The sequence below is a fragment of the Microcoleus sp. B3-D7 genome (assembly GCF_036705305.1).
Classification (GTDB): Bacteria; Cyanobacteriota; Cyanobacteriia; order Cyanobacteriales; family Microcoleaceae; genus Microcoleus.
The window spans coordinates 15,791-33,692 of record NZ_JAUBUE010000003.1 but is presented as its reverse complement, the minus strand read 5'-3'; the positions used below and the strand labels follow the sequence as shown (position 1 = coordinate 33,692).

14 protein-coding genes are annotated in these 17,902 nt (G+C 49.3%); 6 read left to right on the top strand and 8 right to left on the bottom strand.

Features of this window, described 5'->3' with window-relative positions; genetic code table 11:
- Positions 1-206: 206 nt before the first annotated feature.
- The 3 genes from QUB25_RS03290 to QUB25_RS03280 all read left to right on the top strand — a co-directional run bounded on the left by QUB25_RS03290 (position 207) and on the right by QUB25_RS03280 (position 2,739).
- Positions 207-938: a PP2C family serine/threonine-protein phosphatase gene (locus QUB25_RS03290; protein WP_333085120.1), complete on the top strand. Its 732-nt coding sequence runs from the start codon at positions 207-209 to the stop codon at positions 936-938.
- Between the two features lie 68 nt (positions 939-1,006).
- Entirely contained in the window at positions 1,007-2,209 is a 1,203-nt protein-coding gene (locus QUB25_RS03285) for an anhydro-N-acetylmuramic acid kinase (RefSeq protein ID WP_333181992.1), read from the top strand.
- A gap of 98 nt (positions 2,210-2,307) precedes the next feature.
- Entirely contained in the window at positions 2,308-2,739 is a 432-nt protein-coding gene (locus QUB25_RS03280) for a hypothetical protein (RefSeq protein ID WP_445251926.1), read from the top strand.
- Between the two features lie 434 nt (positions 2,740-3,173).
- On the opposite strand, the gene QUB25_RS03275 is transcribed toward QUB25_RS03280, so the two are convergent.
- The 8 genes from QUB25_RS03275 to grpE all read right to left on the bottom strand — a co-directional run bounded on the left by QUB25_RS03275 (position 3,174) and on the right by grpE (position 12,165).
- Positions 3,174-3,371 carry an NblA/ycf18 family protein gene (locus tag QUB25_RS03275; protein ID WP_006635253.1) on the bottom strand — a complete coding sequence of 66 codons (198 nt, stop codon included), beginning with the start codon at positions 3,369-3,371 and terminating at the stop codon, positions 3,174-3,176.
- Between the two features lie 666 nt (positions 3,372-4,037).
- Positions 4,038-4,766: a biopolymer transporter ExbD gene (locus tag QUB25_RS03270; RefSeq protein ID WP_333064228.1), complete on the bottom strand. Its 729-nt coding sequence runs from the start codon at positions 4,764-4,766 to the stop codon at positions 4,038-4,040.
- Positions 4,767-4,781: 15 nt separating this feature from the next.
- On the bottom strand, positions 4,782-5,567 hold the full coding sequence (locus QUB25_RS03265; protein WP_333042229.1) for a MotA/TolQ/ExbB proton channel family protein: 786 nt from the start codon (positions 5,565-5,567) through the stop codon (positions 4,782-4,784).
- 240 nt (positions 5,568-5,807) lie between these two features.
- Positions 5,808-7,058 carry a ribosome small subunit-dependent GTPase A gene (gene rsgA, locus QUB25_RS03260; protein ID WP_333181991.1) on the bottom strand — a complete coding sequence of 417 codons (1,251 nt, stop codon included), beginning with the start codon at positions 7,056-7,058 and terminating at the stop codon, positions 5,808-5,810.
- Positions 7,055-7,345, bottom strand: coding sequence for a sulfurtransferase TusA family protein (locus QUB25_RS03255; protein ID WP_333042225.1), 291 nt, complete (start codon positions 7,343-7,345; stop codon positions 7,055-7,057). The genes rsgA and QUB25_RS03255 overlap by 4 nt, the downstream gene beginning before the upstream one ends.
- Before the next feature lie 291 nt (positions 7,346-7,636).
- Positions 7,637-8,767 carry a molecular chaperone DnaJ gene (gene dnaJ, locus QUB25_RS03250; RefSeq protein ID WP_333181990.1) on the bottom strand — a complete coding sequence of 377 codons (1,131 nt, stop codon included), beginning with the start codon at positions 8,765-8,767 and terminating at the stop codon, positions 7,637-7,639.
- 132 nt (positions 8,768-8,899) lie between these two features.
- Positions 8,900-11,077, bottom strand: coding sequence for a molecular chaperone DnaK (gene dnaK, locus QUB25_RS03245; protein WP_333181989.1), 2,178 nt, complete (start codon positions 11,075-11,077; stop codon positions 8,900-8,902).
- A gap of 293 nt (positions 11,078-11,370) precedes the next feature.
- Positions 11,371-12,165, bottom strand: coding sequence for a nucleotide exchange factor GrpE (grpE, locus tag QUB25_RS03240; protein ID WP_333064231.1), 795 nt, complete (start codon positions 12,163-12,165; stop codon positions 11,371-11,373).
- A 1,290-nt stretch (positions 12,166-13,455) separates the two neighbouring features.
- On the opposite strand from grpE, the gene QUB25_RS03235 reads away from it, so the two are divergent.
- From QUB25_RS03235 to QUB25_RS03225, 3 genes are all read left to right on the top strand, one after another.
- The gene (locus tag QUB25_RS03235; protein ID WP_333181988.1) at positions 13,456-15,462 is read left to right on the top strand and encodes a GspE/PulE family protein; all 2,007 of its coding nucleotides are present in this window, start codon (positions 13,456-13,458) and stop codon (positions 15,460-15,462) included.
- Between the two features lie 89 nt (positions 15,463-15,551).
- A complete protein-coding gene (locus tag QUB25_RS03230; RefSeq protein ID WP_333042216.1) occupies positions 15,552-16,649 on the top strand; it encodes a type IV pilus twitching motility protein PilT in 1,098 nt (365 codons plus the stop codon).
- Between the two features lie 87 nt (positions 16,650-16,736).
- The gene (locus QUB25_RS03225) at positions 16,737-17,864 is read left to right on the top strand and encodes a type II secretion system F family protein (protein WP_333181987.1); all 1,128 of its coding nucleotides are present in this window, start codon (positions 16,737-16,739) and stop codon (positions 17,862-17,864) included.
- Positions 17,865-17,902 lie beyond the last annotated feature (38 nt).

The following is a 17,902-nucleotide window of genomic DNA, read 5'->3' as shown; positions in this document are numbered from 1 at the left end:
TGCTTAATTTACTAGATTTACGGAAATTTTAAGATGGGATTACCATCATACGATCTACAATATGAGGTCAAGGAAGTGCAATTTTTCCAAAACTCGCGATCGCGGGCTGCAGAATTTCAAGTCCGTTCGGGATTTAAGTTTTGGAATAAAAAATCGCACCCCATTAAATTAAGCTTTCAAGTTCGATGAGTCCAATCACCCAATCTATGAAACGCTCTTTCGCAGGTAAGACAGACACAGGGCTAGTTCGTTCCGTAAATCAGGATTCGTACTACATAGACTCTGACGGGCGATTTTTCATAGTGGCCGATGGAATGGGAGGACACGCCGGAGGCCAAGAAGCCAGCCGGATTGCGACTCAGGCGATTCAATCTTATTTGCTCGAACATTGGGAAGGGCCTGAGGATTCTCCGCTGTTGTTGGAAAAGGCTTTTTTAATTGCCAATCAAGCAATTTTGACGGATCAGCTCGACCACCCGGAACGTGCAGATATGGGCACTACGGCTGTGGTTCTCATGTTTAGGGATGAGGGCAGACCCTGGTGCGCTAATATCGGGGACTCTCGCTTGTATCGGCTACACGGCTCTCGCTTGGAGCAGATTACTGAAGACCAGACTTGGGTGGCTCAGGCTGTGAAAAGAAAGGCTCTAACTCCTGACCAGGCTCGCACTCATCCTTGGCGTCACGTTTTATCCCAGTGTTTGGGCCGCGATGATTTGCGGGAGATAGATATTTTGCCGGTGGACGTGCAGCCTGGGGATCGCTTGCTGCTCTGCAGCGATGGCTTGACTGAAGAACTTTCCGATCCTTTGATTGCTTCGCCTCTGAAGTCGATTCGCGCCTGCGAGGGCGCTGCAAATGCTTTAATTCAAGCAGCTAAGGAGAAAGGTGGACGCGATAATATTACTGTGGTGATTGTGACGATCGACCTCAAATAATATTCGATCGCCCGAGCGCACCCCACTATCTAAAATCTAAAAATCTAAAATCTAAAATCTAAAATTGAATGACCCGCGTTATCGGTTTGATCAGCGGCACGTCGGTGGATGGCATTGATGCTGCTTTGGTGGATGTGGTCGGTTCCCAAACAGACTTGAAAGTGCAATTGGTGGCAGGCAAGACTTTCCCTTATCCTGCTAATTTGCGATCGCAAATTCTCTCGGTTTGCAGTGGTTCAGCTTTGTCAATGGCTGAACTAGCCCAATTAGATGATGCGATTGCCCAAGAATTTGCCACGGCGGCATTGACAATGCAAGCGGAATATGATAAAGCCGAATTAATCGGCTCTCACGGTCAAACCGTCTACCACCGACCTGCTGGCAAAGCCCCCAAAGACAGCGCCGGTGCGTTAATGGGCTACAGCTTGCAACTCGGGCGGGGCGCGCTAATTGCGGAATTGACAGGAATTACTACTGTCAGTAACTTTCGCTCTGCAGACATTGCTGCAGGGGGTCAAGGAGCACCCTTAGTGTCCATAGTTGATGCCTGCCTGCTGGCGGAACCCAACATCAGCCTCTGCATCCAAAATCTGGGGGGAATTGGCAATGTTACCTATCTCCCTGCCAGAGGAAAAGGGGAAAACAATGACGAGTCTGAGATTTTCAGTCTGGGGAATGGCATATCGGGCTGGGATACAGGCCCGGCGAATTCCCTGTTAGATTTGGCAGTACAGCACTTCTCAGGCGGCACTAAGACGATCGACGAAGGTGGAGCTTGGGCAGCATCGGGCACTCCCTGTCAAGCTTTAGTCGAGGATTGGCTCGCGTCAGAGTTCTTCCGCCAAGCACCGCCGAAATCAACGGGGCGAGAGCTATTTGGTGTAGACTATTTTGACAGGTGTTTGGTCGAGGCCCAAGGTTACAACCTCAGTCCTGCTGACGTGCTGGCTACTCTGACAGAACTGACTGTTGCCTCGATCGTTCACAGTTACCAAACTTTTTTACCGGCTATGCCCGATCGAGTTTTACTATGTGGGGGCGGCAGCCACAATCTCTACTTAAAACGCCGATTGCAATCTCAATTGCATCCAGTGCAAGTGTTAACTACTTCTGAGGCAGGCTTGAATGTAGATTTTAAAGAGGCGATCGCATTCGCGGTTTTAGCCGCATGGCGGGTTCGGGGCATTCCCGGCAATCTGCCTCAAGTTACTGGTGCCCGGACATCGGTACTTTTAGGAGAAATTAACTCTTGTTGGCACAGTTGGGCGTGATAGCATAGAGTCTGAGGGACAACGGCTGTGCGTTGTTGCACCAGCATTGTAGCCAGCAGGAAAAGCATAGGAACAGCACTGTGGCTCACACGTTTTTAATGGAATCTGGCCAATGGACGCTCGAAGGAAGCTGGATTGAGCGCAATGGCGTGCCAATTACGGTTAAAGGCAAAACTTTAGTGAGCTGGAACCGAACAGATTGGTTCAGTATGGTGACAAAGCTCGTATTTCCTGGAGGCGATCGCGAAGAGATTATTTTGCAGTATCGAGGACACCTCAACAGCGATGAACGGCAGTATACTTTTGTACTCCAACACAGCGAACTCGCCCGCGTCGAGGGCGAAGGTTGGATTGCTCCCCAGTCGATCGTCCAGCGTTATTGGGTATTGGGAGACGAACGCCAGCGGCGGACGGGTTTTGATACCCTTCACCGGGTTGATGACAACCGCTACTACCAATCTAGCGGCATCATGTCTGGTCATTACTTGACGAGTACAATGGAGGCGACTCTGGAACGTCAGCCAGAATAACTCTTTCTAGAGTCCACAGTTGCCAGTTCTAGGGATTGATGTGAAAACTGAAGGTTTTGCTAGTCGGAGGTCGCGCTCAGATGTCCGACTAGCGCCATTGTTGTCAAACCTCATCCGCTGCAAATAAACACAAATATATTTAATTTGTTAAAAATTTTAAGTGGTTAAAAAATTAACACTTTTTATTCATAGTTATCTAATTTTCGAGTCGAGGCGCGATAAATTGTCTTTGCGCTCTCCGGTGGTGTCGATCGACAAACTGCTTAGCTCGACTCCCCAATTCGAGTGAAATCCACAAAGAAACTGTCCAATTTTCCTCAAGTCTCTACACACGTCTTCTAGCTTCTGCCTTCGAGTGACGCCCCATCACCCCCAACTCCTTTCCGCTTGAGGGAAGAGAGTAAGAGACGGAGGTCGCCGACTGCGACTCTTGGTTACTCAACGCCTGGGTTAGGTTCTAAACCCCAGTGGTGTTTCAGAAAATGGCGGTACATGGTTTCCCGTAGCATCATTTGCTCGTAAAGCTTGACCAAAAACTCCTGAGCTTGTTCACGGCTCATGTCACTTACCTGTGTTTTGAAGGAACACAGGCTAAATTGCTGTTCCAAAGACAATTCTGCTGGTTGGCTCATGACTTTGACTCCTCTGTAAGTAAAGGTGACTTAAAAGTGAACACCTGGATTAACCAGATTTGTAAGTTGTTTCAGCGATCGACGGTTGGTTTCGGGATGCCCGATGGCCCATATCGCTTTAGTATATATTACAAAAGGTAACAATCATTTGACAAAATTACCCTCTGTCCTAAGAAATAACTTACTTAGGGATAGAGATGTGGAGATGTCTGCAAAAGTTCCTTCCGCAGGCATATACAAGTGTATCTACTTGTCAAGAGAAAAAAGGCTCAGTACGAACCAAAAGAATTGAAGCCCTTTATACCAAATCCGGCGGAGATTCTCTGCGCGAGGGGGAGAGCGGAAGAGCGGGAGAGGGGGAGATGAGGAGAGGGGGAGATGCCCAGAGCTGAAGATGGGGAGATGAGGAGATGAGGAGAGGCGGAGAGGCGGAGATTGGAAGAGGAGGAGAGGGGGAGAGGCCCAGAGCTGAAGATGGGGAGATGAGGAGAGGGGGAGAGGCCCAGAGCTGAAGATGGGGAGATGAGGAGAGGGGGAGAGGCGGAGATTGGAAGAGGAGGAGAGGGGGAGAGGCCCAGAGCGGAAGATGGGGAGAGGGGCAGATGGGGAGAGTCGGAGAATTTGTCTGTTCTCCCTTCTCCCTTCTTCTTTCTTTCTTCCTTCGGACTAATTCGATGGCCCGCCATCCTGGGGTGGAGTGACCGCTCCGGGTCTGAAATTGGGAGCAGCGGGTGCAGGCGAAACAGGAGGAATGCCCTGATTTGTCCCAAAGTTGCTAGGCTGCTGTGGAGCCGGGAGAGGAGATTGAAACTGATTGGGATTGAACTGCTGCTGCCCGGGAGCGGGGAGAGGAGATTGAAACTGATTGGGATTGAACTGTTGCTGCCCCGGAGGCACAGGAGACGGCAGAGGTTGACCGGAATTGCCGATCGCAGGTGCCGCAGGAATGCCCGAATTGGGAAGCGAGGTATTGGGCGATGGGGAGGAAGCCGAACTAGGAAGAGTTGCCAGGGCAACTCGATCGCCCCCTACCTCTCTCAATTTGTCTAAAACCTCCACAACTTTGGCATATCTCGCATTTTGAGGAGCGTACAGCACCATCAACCCCGTAGGATTTTTACTTTGGAAGCTCTTTAAAACTCGATCGAGTTGTTGGTAATTAACAGGCAATTGGTCGATATAAGTTTGACCGAAATCGTCAATGCTGACAATCAGCATCTCTCGCATCTGTACTTGTCCTGTCTTCGCTTTAGGCAAATCAACATTAATGGCTTGCTGCCGAGTCAGTTGCAAAGCCGCCAGGAGAAAAAACGTCAGAATGCAAAAGATCACGTCAATTAAAGGCACCAGTTCAATCCGAGCCTCTTCAGCAGGAGTATCTAGATTAATCTTCATCAGTTCTCCTTGGTTCTAATTATTAGAAGGTGAATCTTCAGCCGGATCGGAACCTTTCAATTTCGGCTCCCGATTCCGTTCTCCCGATTCTTGAGAATTGAGAGAACGCCTGTTCAAACCATCTGCACCAAAAGAAGAATTGCTGTATTCTGCACCGGGTGCTCGACCCTTAGCATTAGCTGCAGGCCAGTATTGCCTGTAAAGCAATTCCAATTCATTTCCAGCTTTGCGAAATATTTTTGCCTGGTTGAACAAAAAAGCTTGAAAGATCCGATAAAACGCCAAGCTAAAAATTGCTACTATCATTCCAGTAGCAGTCGTGATCAGCGCCTCGCTAATCCCCAAAGTTACGCCAGTTGTTGCCGACGTGCCGATGTCGCCCAGACGGATGGAACTGAGCGAGTTAATCAAGCCCAAAACTGTTCCCAGCAAGCCCAGCAAAGGGGCTAGAGCGATCGTAGCTTCTAAGATTTTGTCACCGCGACGCATCGAAGCCAACTCTTCATCGGCTGCTGCTTCGAGTGCGAGTCGAAATAAATCTGGTTCGGGATTGTAGAGCCGCAGAGGTGCAGAAAGAAATCGCCCGATCGGCTGTCGGTTAGCTTGTCTGGCAATCTCGTTAGCCGCCCCCCAATCGCTGCGAGCCGCTTCCAGAATGCGGTTAACTATCTGCTTTTCTTTGCTCAGGAGGCTCGCCCAAAACCACAAGCGCTCGATAATGGTACTCAAAGATAGAATCGATAACAGCAACAGGGGCCACATGGCGGGGCCGCCTTTTTCAAACAGTTCTTGAATATTCACAATATTTTTGCTCCTGCAGTACCCGCTAACTTTTGCTTCTGTTCTACTTTTTTTAACAAATCTAAGGCCATTTAATTTTAGCTATTAATGTACTCAGGACTTACGCACTCGCGACTAAAGAACGCCGGTTTTGCGAAGGGGCATCGGGGTACAACGAAGTATTTTCGTCGAGGGAACCCGGTTTCTGGGTAAGTCTTGGTACTGTTTTCTAGTGCCTACGGGCTATGGGCGGCGACTTCCTCACAATTCCTCTAAGTCTTGACACATATCTTGGAGTGACTGGTGTTGAACGCGGCGGGAAGAACGGCGATATTTTTTAGTTTGCAGCTTCGGTTCGTAATGCTGCGTACCATCCGACTTGGTTTGCTGCTTCAAACTCGATTCGGCGCTGCTGGAGTTTTGCAGAGCTTGTTGGCGGACGATCGCCTCTTCGAGAAACTGCAAGTAATACTCATAGCGCTCCCAACCGCCCCGCACGACACAGTTAGGCTCGTCTCGGTGCGAACAGTCGCTAAACTGGCAGCTACCCAAAGACAGCCTCTGGCGCGCTTCTGGAAAATATTCCGCTAACTCTGAGGGATCGCATTCGAGAGCCGGCTGATTAAAGCCCGGAGTATCGGCCAAAAGTCCGCCGCCGGGGAGTTCAAATAGTTCGACGTGGCGAGTCGTGTGGCGCCCGCGGCCGAGTTTGCCGGAAACAGCGTTCACTCGCAGATTCAGGGCCGGGATCAGTTGGTTGATCAAGCTGGACTTGCCAACCCCAGAAGGGCCACAAATTACCGTTATTTTCCCTTGCAGGTGGTCTAGAAGCAAGTTCGGCAACGGGCTATGTACGGGATTTAACGGATGTAACGCCTTGACCGAATTTGGAATTTGGGGGTTATCCTCAGAACTCAGCAGAGATGGCTCTATTTTCTCCGCTAAGTCATTGAAATGCGGTTCCGAGGCAAAAATTTCATTTTGACCATTAGCGGGGGCTTCCTGAACTCCTGCACCGCTGCGGACGCTGATAAACATTGGTTCGTAGCCCCAGCCGGAAAGCCGATCGCGCCACTGTCCCAACTCCTGGGGCGTGACCAAATCGCATTTGTTCAGGCACAAACTCACTTCTAAACCTGTAGATTCGGCCTTGACTAAAAACCGAGTTAATGATGCGGGATCTAAGTCTGGTTCAGCAAGGGCAAAAACAAGGAGAATGCGATCAGCATTAGCTACAGGCGGGCGGTTGAGTTCTGTTTGGCGCGGGAAGACTTCAGAAATGGCACCTCGGCGGTCAGTCCAGTCGGGTTCGTCTACCACCACGCGATCGCCCACCATCACCTGTTGGCCAATTTTTTTCAGTCGAGTGCGACGAGTGCACAGGAGAACCGGAGAATCAGCGAGGGGAGCCTTTTTCCCGTCAATGGAGACTTCGGGATCTAACCTCACTTGGTAGAAGTTAGCCTGAACAGCAATTACAGTACCCACGATCGAGGGTGAATTCAGGCTCATCCTGCTTCCTTGTCTTCTGGGCGCTGCACTTTCATTGAAAAAAAGCCCGACTCCGGCTCATCCGCGACAAATTGCGTTTCAAGTATCTGGTAGCCTTCCATTTTGAGACTATCGGGCACTTGTTCGATCGGCTCCCCAGCATCCAGCCACACCTCCAAAACAGCTCCCGGTGCCATTTGCTCCAAGCGCAGTTTAGTGCGGACAAAATTCAGAGGACACGGAGTACCCCGCAGATCGATTTTGGCATCTGGGGATTTGGGATTTTCAATTTTCGATGTTGAATTCATAATGATTTTTGCAATCTCAAATCCTGAAAGCCTTACTTTTTTAAACAAGTTGCCTGGAAACTGGAGAATCTAAAATTTTCTTTCCAATTGGAAACAGACTATTATTCTTTCTGAAAAAAGTGAGCGCTATTGCGCTCACTTTTTTGAGCGCTGCTGAAACGCAATCCCCAGGAACAGCCCCACCTGCCTTTTTTGTGAGCAATTGCACACAATTTTTTGACAGATAGTAAAACAAATTGCCGGGGAATCCTGAAACAGGAAAATTTGACACCAATTGGTGTCAAAAATTGCTTATTTCTGAAACAAATTACCCAGAAATCCTTCCAAGCCGCCTTTACCAGTACGATCGCCCTTCAGCTTAGCAAGCTGCATCAGCAACTCCCGTTCCTCAGCCGTCACCTTAGTCGGAATGTCAATAGACACCGTAATCAAATGATCGCCGCGACTGACTGGATTTCCCAACCGAGGCACCCCTTTTTTCTCCAATGTCAGAACAGTATTCGCCTGAGTCCCGCTAGGAATCAACAATTCCGTCGGCCCGTCTACGGTTTCCACTTCCAACCGGCACCCTAAAATTGCTTGCAAATAACTAATCTTAACTTCCGAGCTAACATTAGTACCCTCGCGCTTAAATAGCGGGTCTTCATTTACGGCCAAGAACACGTAAAGATCTCCGGGCGGTCCGCCCAGTTTGCCGGCATCCCCTTCATTGGAAACGCGCAAGCGAGTACCGTTGTCAACCCCAGCCGGAATTGTGATTTTCAGCTTTTTCATCACTTCTTTTTGGCCTCGGCCGCCGCAAGTTTCGCACTTATCCTCAATCACTTGCCCCGTGCCGTTGCAAGTAGGGCAAACTGAAACTTGAGTAAAGCTGCCGAACGGAGTGCGGGTAGCGCGTCGGACTTGACCACTGCCGGTACAAGTCGAGCAAGTTTGGGGTCTGGTTCCCGGTTTGGCGCCAGTCCCGGTGCAAGTTTCGCAGGTTTCTAAATGCTTGATGCGAAGTTCTTTTTCGCCACCAAACACTGCTTCCCGAAAATCCAGCCGCAAATCCAGGCGCAAATCGTCTCCGCGCACCGGCCCGCTGCGCCTGCGACCTTGCTGTTGTTGGCCACCGACGCCTCCCTGAAAGCCCTGAAAGAAGCTTTCAAAAATATCGGCAAAGCTGTCACCAAAGTCTTGGAACCCAGGTGCACCTGCACCGCTGACGCCTGCTTCGCCGAAACGGTCGAAACGGGCACGGGTTTCGGGTTCTGAGAGTACCTCGTAGGCGCGGTTAATTTCTTTAAACCGCTCCTCGGCACCGGATTCTTTGTTGACATCTGGATGGTACTTGCGAGCTAGGCGGCGGTAAGCACGCTTAATTTCTTCTTTGTCTGCGCTACGAGAAACGCCTAATATTTCATAGTAATCACCGGCCATAGAGCTGCTTGCCTGGAGGTAAATAACAAAAAGTGTACGAAAAAGAAACGGGCGACCTTTCCTGAAATTACAGATTAAAAATCAAAAATTCTCATTGTTAATTTTTAACTTTTAACTTTTAGCTTTTCAGTTTTAAAGGAAAGGATTCATATCATCAACTTCTGGTTCGGGAACCTTCTGTTTTTGTTTTGACGGTGGATTTGACGGTGGACTTGACTGTGGATTTGACTGTCGTTTTGACTGTCGTTCCGGCTTTGGTTCCGGCTTTGATTCCGGCCTTGGTTCCGGCTTTGATTCCGGCTTTGATGCCACCTTTGATTCCGGCTTTGGTTCCGGCTTTGGTTCCGGCTTTGGTTCCGGCGGAGCTTGGGGCGCCACCAGCAGCTCTTCTTTCAGCAAAATACTGTCGTCGTCCGCTTTAACCTCTTCTGGTTCTGATGATTCTACTTCTGACATCATCTCGCTTTCAACAACAGCTCCTGACGGGGCTACCCCGCTGCGGGCTTGGTCGTAGACTGCTGTCCCCAGCGAGTATAGCAGTTGCTTGAAAGATTCGATTGCGGGCGTGAGTTCCTCGACTGTGATGTCGGGGTTAGTCATCGTTGCTCGCAAGGCTGCTGCGGCTGTTTCCGCTTCTGCCTTGAGCTCGTCACTCAGCAGTTGCGCGTTGGTTTTTAAAGTTACACCACAATTATAGACGAGGGAGTCAGCTTGATTTTTGAGTTCGACCAGTAGAGCGCGCTTGATGTCCTCGTCGGCGTAAAGTTCGGCTTCTTGTCGCATCCGCTCGACTTCGGTTTCGCTCAATCCGCCTGTATTGGAAATTTGGATGCTTTGTTCTTTTCCGGTTCCCTTGTCTTCAGCAGCCACTTTGAGAATCCCGTTGGCATCGATTTCAAAGGTAACTTCGATTTGAGGTACGCCGCGGGGAGCTGGGGGAATGCCTTTGAGCAGGAACTTGCCGAGACTTTTATTGTCTTTAACCAATGCCCGCTCGCCTTGGAGCACGTGAATTTCTACGGAGGTTTGCCCGTCTGCCGCCGTGCTGTACATTTGCGATCGGCTGGTGGGAATAGTTGTATTGCGCTCGATAACTTTGGTGAATACCCCGCCCAAGGTTTCGAGTCCCAGGGAGAGCGGCGTCACATCGAGCAGCAGCAAGTCTTTGACTTCACCGCCCAACACCCCGGCTTGAATTGCCGCGCCTACCGCTACAGCTTCGTCGGGATTGACCGATTTATCGGGAGAAACGCCCCCAAAATACTTGCTAATTGCCTTTTGAACTGCCGGAATCCGGGTTGAGCCTCCCACTAAAATAATCCTGTCTATGTCTTTGGGGGTCAAACTTGCGTCTTTGAGGGCTTGAGTCACCGGATCGATCGTCGCTTGCACCAAATGAGCCACCAGTTTTTCAAACTGAGCTTTGGAGAGTTCCATTTCCAAATGCTTCGGCCCTTTCTCGTCAGAAGAGATGAAGGGCAGATTGATTGAGGTGGATTCCCGGTTGGAGAGTTCGATTTTCGCTTTTTCTGCTGCTTCTCGGAGGCGCTGCAAGGCCATTTTGTCTTGTGAGAGGTCACTGCCTTCTTGAGTCCGGAAAGCTTCGACGAGCCACTGGACTATGCAGTCGTCAAAGTCATCTCCTCCGAGATGGTTGTTACCGGAGGTAGCGTTGACTTCAAAAATTCCGTCTCCCAGTTGAAGAATAGAAACGTCGAAAGTACCGCCACCTAGGTCAAAGACCAAGATTTTCTGTTCTATATTTTGCTTGTCCAGCCCGTAGGAAAGGGCTGCGGCCGTCGGTTCGTTGACGATCCGCAGGACTTCTAGACCCGCGATCGTACCGGCGTCTTTGGTAGCTTGCCGTTGGGCGTCTGTGAAGTAGGCTGGCACTGTAATCACGGCTTGGGTAACAGTTTGTCCCAAATAAGCTTCAGCATCTTGCTTGAGCTTTTGGAGTACCATTGCCGAGATTTCTTGGGGAGTGTGAACCTTGTTCCGAATTTGGACGTTAACGGTATCGTCTTTGCCTTTTATGCAGGTATAGGGAGTCCGCGATCGTTCTTCTTCCGTGTCGTCCCACCGCCGCCCGATAAATCGTTTGATGCTGTAGACAGTATTTACAGCATTAGTTACAGCTTGCCGCTTGGCTAGTTGACCTACTAAGCGATCGCCCGCCTTGCCAAATCCTACTATACTCGGAGTTGTGCGCCCGCCCTCGGAATTGGCGATCACGACGGGTTTACCGCCCTCTAACACAGCTACGCAACTGTTAGTCGTGCCTAAGTCAATTCCAATAATTTTTCCCATAGCGCCTCATAAAACTTTGTGGGATGTTTGGAAATCTCCAACTACAGGTTGGGAGATGAAAAACGACTCAGCTTGTTTAAACAAGCATTCCCAGACTAGATTTGTAGGAAATAAACTTGATGTCCTAAAGCAATATCAAAGACTGGTAAAAACATTTTTCAGAATTTTTGGATCAAGCGCTGACCTGCTTTTAGTCATCTTTAATTAAGAAGTTGGTGAGTCGGCCACCTTGGAACCCCCGAATTCTATTCGGGGGTCAGTGACTTTGAGGAATGCAGTAGCTTGTATCCCGATTAACCTTCTGAACTATCGGGATTTTCATCTGAGGCTACCACAGATAGCCCAGCCGCTGCAACTTTCACTTTGGCGTGCCGCAAGACGCGATCGCCCAGAATGTAGCCGCGTTCTAGTTCTTGGATAATTGTTCCTTCCTCGTGTTCGTCAGTTGGCTCACTCAGCAGAGCTTCGTGGAGGTTGGGGTCAAACTGTTCACCTTCGGGGCGCATCGGAGAAACCCCGATTTGCTTGAGGCCGTCTACCATTTGCTTGTAAACGCTTTGGTAGCTTTTGTGAATGTTCATTTCGCCATCGGTTTGCGGCTTGATGTGCGATCGAGCGCGCTCGAAATTGTCAATTACCGGCAACAGGGGTTTGATCGTGAGACACCTTGCCTGTAAATCTAGCTCTTCTTTTTCCTTTTGGGTACGCCTGCGGAAGTTTTCAAAATCTGCTGCTAAGCGGAGATTTTGATTTTTCAGTTCTTCTAGTTGAGCGGATGCGGCTTGCAACTGAGTTTTTAAAGCCTCTTTTTCATCGTTTGCCTGCGCCAGTTCCTTCTTCCAAGGCTCCGCCGCGTCTGCAGTCGGACTGTTGGTTGAACTGCCGGTGACGGTAGGCCCCGATGCGTTTGCTGGGGTGCGATCGCCCTGAGCACTTTGATAAGCTCGAGCAAGTTCGAGTTCCCAATCCGCTGATTCGTTCGAGTTTCCTGATGCCGCCGGATTTTCGCTTGCCATTGGCGAACCCTCTGGGGTGGTTTCCCCAGTTGAGTTAGGATCTTGATCTTGCTGTTTTTCCTCGTCAATCATAAAAGCTGCGCGACAGAACCCTATCAATTCTAGCAGATACAGTTAACCCGGTAAATCTAGAGGACTCGAATTCACTGGGTATGGCACAATGTGAAAAGAGGAAGTCTCGCCCGATCAGGAGACATTGCTCAAAGCTTTCCATAAAATATTCAAAGGCCCGTTTAGATATTTACGTATAATATGGCCGTAATGGGGCAAACCCAACGTTTGTTGGTTCCTCATTTTTCATTAACGCGATCGCATTTACAACAATTTTTATAAGTATATTTGGCGGTTAAGTCTACTACAATATTTTCCAATTAGGAGGCTTGATGTTTCAAGGTTTACTTAAAACGAGAGAAACTTAAAGTTATCATCGGTCAGGCTGTTTGAGTTGCAAGCTGACGCTGGCATTTTTACCATTTGCTGAGTTTCCCAAGTCAGGAGAAAGAGCAATTTGTATTGAGTGAGTAAGTAGTTAGGTGTGTGCTTGTGTAGCTCAGATACTAGGTTGTTAATCTTGATGCCAATTGGGGCTGTGGTTTTTCTGATTCGATACCGCCGAAGTCGCTTGAAGTCTCGATTTTTGGCCAGTCAAATGATAGACATTAGCTGGTCTGGCGGAGGTGCTCATCTGTAAATACGATTGATTTCTAATTTGCCTCTTCCCAAGATTTTGAACCGTCAACCTTACGTCACAAAAGTTCGGACACCATGGTAGAATCAAAGTAATATTTACTGACCCAAAACTAGAGTTGCTCAAAATTTGCCCTGGGGGCTCATGCAGCCGACGATCGGGCAGTGACCGATCGCAGATAATTAATCAAAATATATTTCAAAAGGGCGATCGAGGCTTTCGTAAAAGCTATCATCACAGAACATAGCTCATCTTTAATTTAGTACAGCTAACCGCGCCACCACGGGCGCTGTAATTTGAGCAAACAATTTGGGAAAATAGAATTAGCCTGGGAAGGGGACACACCCCGCCCCGCTTTTCTCTCCCGGTACGGGGAATCCCCAAGTGATGTGCCCTGACGCTATAACGAGAGTATCCCGCAAGTTAATCAGGTAAGTAAGCAACTTAGCACTCAACGAACAAGATTTGATTGCAAGCATCGGGAAATCCCTCCAACGTCTAGTCAATTGGTGGACGAAGCTTAGAGGGGACTGCGAGTTTACACTTGAGAGATAGGGATTGAGCAACAACATGATAGCTGATCCATAAGCAAAGAATACGGGGGTTAAAACCCCGCGTTGGTTTTCCTCTCAGCACTCTTTGTGACTGAGTTTCCCACCTATTGAGTGTTTTTTATGACTAGCACATCCGCGCCTCGATCCACATCGATAGTTGCTCTGAGCCAATTTACTCCGGCTATCACCAAGATGATTCAGTCGGGTTACGTCAACGGCGAGCAAGTGAAGCAAGCTCAAATTGAAAGCCAGAAGTCGGGCAAGCGTTTGACGGAGGTATTAGAAGCACTTACCGGGCAGCCGTTACCCCCAGAATTGCTGCGACTTTACAAGAAGCAGCAGATGTTTGAACGGAAGATAGTCTACGGCGTTGAAGCATTTGACCCGGAGATGAGCGAAATGTCTAACGAGCAACTCGGAGTTATGCTCGACGCGTTGAAGATTTCGATCGACATTTGTCACCAAGGTCGGTTTTTACCCGTAGCGAAGACTGAAACTGAGCCTGCAGCCGTTTTAGTAGCCATGGTAGATCCCGACAACCTCAATGCCATAGAAGATTTGCGGCGGATTTTACAGCCTCACGGCTTGGCTTTGCAGCGACGGGTGATTACGCCAGACGACTATCAGGACATAACTTCTGCCTATCAAGAGGACCAAGTTAAGGTAGCAGCCAAAATGGCAGCAGCCGAAAAGCAGAGAAAGATGGATTTAGGGGAGGGAGATTTTGGCGAACTCTCGCTAGAAGAGGAGAGTTCCGACCAAGAAGACCTAGCTAACACCTTGGACGATGCTGAGGCAGCTCCGGTAATTAAGGCGGTCAATATCATTTTGGCTAAAGCTCTGTCGGAAAAGGTGTCTGACATCCACGTAGAACCTCAAGAAGAGTTCATGCGGATTCGGATGCGGAAAGACGGGGTGCTGCAAGAGTATTTCCGGTTTCCCAAGCAGGTAGTCGCATCGATTACCGCTCGTTTCAAGATTATTGCCAACCTGGATATTGCCGAACGCCGACAAGCTCAAGACGGCCGTATCCGCCGGGTATTTGAGGGACGCACGGTGGATTTCCGGGTGAACAGCTTGCCTTCCCGGTACGGCGAAAAAATCGTGCTGCGGATTTTGGACAGTTCCAGCACTCAGTTGGGCTTAGGTTTGCTAATCTCCGACCAGGAAACTCTGGCTTTAGTCCGAGAGAGTGCTAGTCGTCCGTTCGGACTGATTTTGGTGACGGGGCCGACGGGTTCGGGCAAGTCAACTACTCTCTACTCGATTCTGGCGGAACGGAACGACCCGGGGGTTAATATCAGTACGGCGGAAGACCCGATCGAATATGCTTTGCCAGGAATTACCCAATGTCAAGTAATTCGGGAAAAAGACTTGACTTTTTCCAACATTCTGCGGGCATTTTTGCGGCAAGACCCTGACGTGATGCTGGTGGGGGAAACGCGGGACAAGGAAACAGCCAAAACGGCTCTGGAAGCTGCTTTGACTGGACACTTGGTGCTGACGACGCTGCACACCAACGACGCGGCCGGAGCGGTCGCGCGTTTGGCCGAAATGGGCGTAGAACCGTTCATGGTTTCGGCAGCTCTGTTGGGCGTGTTGGCTCAGCGTCTGATGCGGCGCGTTTGCGACAAATGCTGCATTCCTTACCAGCCTACTGCCGCAGAACTCGGCAAGTACGGTCTGTCGGCTTCTCAAGAAATTGATCTAACTGTTTACAAAGCCAACACTGTACCGGTGGAGGAAAGGAAGGAACTGGCAGAACGCGAGCAACTTTGTACCAAGTGCGCCGGCCTAGGTTACAAAGGACGGGTAGGGGTTTACGAGTTCCTGAAAAATACTGAGCGGCTTCAAACTCTGATCACTCAAGGAGCTCCCACAGAGCAAATTAAGGAAGCAGCAGTAGAAGAAGGGATGAAAACGTTGTTGGCTTACAGCTTGCAGTTAGTGCGGGAAGGCGCGACTACTTTTGAAGAAGTCGAGCGGGTGACGTTTACTGACTCGGGCCTGGAGGCTGAACTGAAAGCCAAACGCAAGCAGGGACTTACCTGCAAAAGTTGTCGGGCGGAATTGAAGCCGGAGATGCTGGATTGTCCGTACTGCTTGACGCCACGCTTTGTGGATTGATTCAGCAGTTAACTGCTGACTATTAACTGTTGACTGTTAACTGAGCTAGATTGGTCAATAACTATCAATTTGATCGAGGAGAGGTATCTATGGGTCTGATGATTGAAGACGTACTGGAGTCCCTGGTAGAGCAAGGGGGTTCGGACATACACATCCAAGCGGGCGCGCCTATATTCTTCCGAGTCAGCGGTAAACTAACTCCTCAGACGCAATACGGCGACATTCTGTCTGCTGAGGAAGTGCAGATCCTAATTTTCCAAATGCTCAACAATATGCAGCGCAAGCAGTTGGAAATGGAGTGGGAACTCGACTGCGCTTATGGTGTTCGGGGATTGGCTCGGTTCCGCGTCAATGTCTACCGGGAGCGGGGTGCTTGGGCGGCTTGTATGCGGGCTCTGGCTTCTAAGATTCCTAACGCAGATGCTTTAGGCGTGCCACAGATTTTGCGGGATCTGACCGAAAGACCCAGGGGTATGCTGTTGGTGACGGGACAAACGGGTTCCGGGAAAACTACGACGATGGCGGCTTTGTTGGATCTGATCAACCGGACGCGGGCGGAACATATTCTAACAGTTGAAGACCCGATCGAATATGTGTTCCCTAATATCAAGAGTTTGTTTCACCAGCGTCAAAAGGGCGAAGATACTAAGAGCTTTGCTAATGCGCTCAGAGCAGCTTTGCGCGAAGATCCTGATGTGATTCTGGTGGGGGAAATGCGCGACTTGGAAACGATCGGTCTGGCAATTTCGGCTGCAGAAACGGGTCACATGGTGATGGGAACGCTGCACACTAATTCGGCGGGTGCAACGATCGATCGGATTTTGGACGTGTTCCCGCCCATTCAACAACCCCAGGTTCGCGCCCAGGTGTCTAACTCTTTGGTGGGAATTTGCAGCCAAAATTTGGTAGTGAAAGTTGGGGGCGGCCGCTGCTGCGCTATGGAAATCATGGTGAATACTCCAGCTATGGCTAACTTGATCCGGGAGGGCAAAACTCCAATGATTTACTCCCAAATCCAAATGGGAGCGAAATTAGGCATGAGGACGATGGAAATGGCCCTCGCTGAACTTTACAAGAGCGGTAAAGTCACTTGGGAAGCGGCAATGGGCAAGGCTTCTAAGGCTGACGAACTCGAACGCTTGATCGGCCCGGCACCTGTTGGTGGCGCCCCGGTAAAAGCTCATTAATTCAGTCAGCAGTCATTAGTCAGAATTCTGCCGACTGAATTAATGAGTGATGAGTCATAAATTTTAATAAATTTTCAGAGGTGAGCTGTGGCTACCAACGTTATCCGCGAAAAACCGAAAGGTGGCTTTGATTTCAGTAAGATTCAGGAGCAAATCGAGTATAACCTTACCAGTCTTAGTGTTAAGGATATGGCTATTTTTGCTCGTCAGTTTGCGGCTATGTTTAATGCAGGGGTGGCGATCGTGAGATGCCTTTCCGTGCTGCACGAGCAGTGTTCTAATGCTAAGCTGAAGCGAGCGCTCAGAAGCATGAATGCTGACGTGCAGGAAGGGATAAACTTGGCAGAGGCGATGGCTAAGTTTCCTGATGTGTTTGACCAACTGTTTATCAGTATGGTGGCGGCGGGAGAAGTCGGGGGGGTTCTCGATGAAACCCTAGACCGTCTGGCGGTGATGATGGAAAAAAATCACAAGACGGAGGCTGAAATTAATTCGGCGATGTCTTATCCGAAGACTGTGTTCTTTATTGCGATCGTGATTTTTTTCGCAATGACCATATTCTTGCTACCAACTTTCGCTAAAATATTTAAGGATATTGGTGCAGATTTGCCAGCTTTTACGGTGTTTATGTTGGCAATTAGTGCATTTTGTACCGCTTGGCCTCCGATCCAACAGATAACAGTTATTGGGGTAATTATAGCGCTCAAAATTGCCTTCGATATGTACTACAAAACTCCAATAGGTCGCCTACAAATTGATAGGATTGCGATGAAGTTGCCGATTTTTGGAGATTTGATCGAAAAATCTGCGGTGGCTCGGTTTTGCGTGATATTTGGGTCGCTGACGCGATCGGGCGTGCCGATTCTCAATTCTTTGGAAATTGTGCGAGATGTGGCGGGGAATCAGGCGATATCTAATGCGATCGAATATGCCCGACAGGAAATTCAAAGCGGCGGCATGATCAGTATTGCTTTGCAAGAACAAGCTGTTTTTCCGTCTTTGGCCATCCAAATGATGGCAATTGGCGAGGAGACAGGGGAACTTGACAAGATGCTGATGAAAGTTGGCGCTTTCTACGAAACGGAAGTGGAAGAAGCAGTAAAAGGACTTACCAGTATGCTAGAACCTCTGATGATTGTGGTCGTCGGTGGTATCGTAGGTTCGATTTTGCTGTCGATGTATCTGCCGATGTTCGCAGTGTTCCAGAAGCTGTAAAAAAGAGCTAATTAGTTATTAGTTATTAGTGATTAGTT